This window comes from Methylomonas koyamae, assembly GCF_006483455.1.
Taxonomy (GTDB): domain Bacteria; phylum Pseudomonadota; class Gammaproteobacteria; order Methylococcales; family Methylomonadaceae; genus Methylomonas; species Methylomonas koyamae_B.
The window spans coordinates 1-1533 of record NZ_PPPU01000089.1 but is presented as its reverse complement, the minus strand read 5'-3'; the positions used below and the strand labels follow the sequence as shown (position 1 = coordinate 1533).

Annotated in this window: 3 protein-coding genes; all 3 read right to left on the bottom strand. The window is 51.8% G+C overall.

Annotation, left to right across the window (positions count from 1 at the left end; genetic code table 11):
- Positions 1-143: 143 nt before the first annotated feature.
- Positions 144-398, bottom strand: a complete 255-nt coding sequence (locus C2U68_RS21020; RefSeq protein WP_064023692.1) for a hypothetical protein — start codon at positions 396-398, stop codon at positions 144-146.
- 439 nt (positions 399-837) lie between these two features.
- The gene (locus C2U68_RS21015) at positions 838-1326 is read right to left on the bottom strand and encodes a putative toxin-antitoxin system toxin component, PIN family (RefSeq protein ID WP_064023693.1); all 489 of its coding nucleotides are present in this window, start codon (positions 1324-1326) and stop codon (positions 838-840) included.
- Positions 1316-1533: type II toxin-antitoxin system prevent-host-death family antitoxin (locus C2U68_RS21010; protein ID WP_140914425.1), on the bottom strand; the 218-nt coding region annotated here is incomplete at its 5' end. The genes C2U68_RS21015 and C2U68_RS21010, both read right to left, overlap by 11 nt.

Here is a 1533-nt window from a genome sequence, read left to right as displayed (position 1 = left end):
TCCCCGCCGAGGATGTTTTCGCGCGGCTGGAAGCTAAATAGCTGGCTATGAACAAGTAAGCCTGATAGATTCATCTCATTAAGATTTGTTCAGCGTTTCCCTAGTTTACCAAACAGGTGACCAATTTTCTTCCGCGGCCTGCATTAGTCATATCCCAGCACCTCCGCAACCGCATCCTCGCCGATAAGGGTCGGTCGAATTATGAATTCCTCAGAAAATGGGCCTTCGCTAAAAACCCTGACAAATCCCTCCAACTCCAACTTTTTCACTGCCTGAGATAGTGATTTTCTTTTGATCTCCCCACGCTCAACGGACTCGGCCAATATTTTGATCGCCGCTGATCCCATCGCTCTAAGGTCAGATACGGCCGCAGTCATCTCCTCTTCGCTGAAGAACATCGACCGGCTTCGCTCTGTCCCAGGCTTGATCGGTCGGTTCATCGATCACCCCCAATCGGTGGAAAATTTGCAATTGAAAATCTCTGGCACCGCGGCATAAATGAGTCTCCTCCTTTCCGTGCAATCGCGGGTGATGGCAAATTTGCGATGCAGCAGTAACACAGCGCTCCCTAACCATGTTTGCAATTTCCCTCTGCCCCTCATTTTGCTCGTGAAATGGGCAAGTTGGGCATCTACCAGCCATCACCGGGAAATCACTGATGTCGATGGTTTTCATGGTATTTTTACCACTCGAATTCGCGCTCTGGTGGCATGGTGTAGCCTCTTTGATTTAGCCGCATCTTGCCTGTCAATTCCTCTTCCGGCTCAGCTTCGCCAATAGCTTGTCGAAACATTCCAAAGGCGCGCTTTAAGTAATCTTTGCGGGCGTTCGTATTCTTTAAAATCGAGGTATTGCACTTCGCTTTAGAATCCGCCGGGTTAAAAAATCGGCCTGTATCAAAGCATCGGCGGGTGACAGGATGGTTACACCCAAGAGCTTCAATTCCTCGGCCAACACCAATAAATCCTGATCGCCCGTCACCAGCCAAGGCGCATTGGCGGCCAGAGCCGTGTGAATGAATTTGTTGTCGTCCGGATCACGGGAAAAGGTTTGTTGTTCGATCTCAGGAGGAACACTTACCCAGTGCGCTACCGCATCAACATCGCGCAGCAATTGCTTGCGGTGTTCAATGCTCAGGTAGCGATCGAACTTGGGTCGCCACAAACGATCCTGCAACTCGGCATAAGTGGCCACTGAAAACACCGGCTTGCCTTGGCTGACCAGTTGGCGAATCACTGACGCCGGTGCGCCGGTTTTGCTCAGGAAACTGCTGATCCAGACGTTGGTGTCGACGACAGCGATGAGTCCTGAGTTTTCAGCTTTCATCCGCCAGCAATTGTTCGAGGATTTCCGGTGTCATACCGGCCTTCTCGGCTGCATCGGCGGTTTCGTCCATGGTTTTACGCAAGCGGTCGGCATAAAAGGCCCGCATGGCTTCGTAGTCTTCCGCGCTGACCATTACACCAACCACGCGGTCGTGACGTGTCACCCGCACCGGTTCGCGCTGAACGATGTCGAGGAATTCGCCAAAAT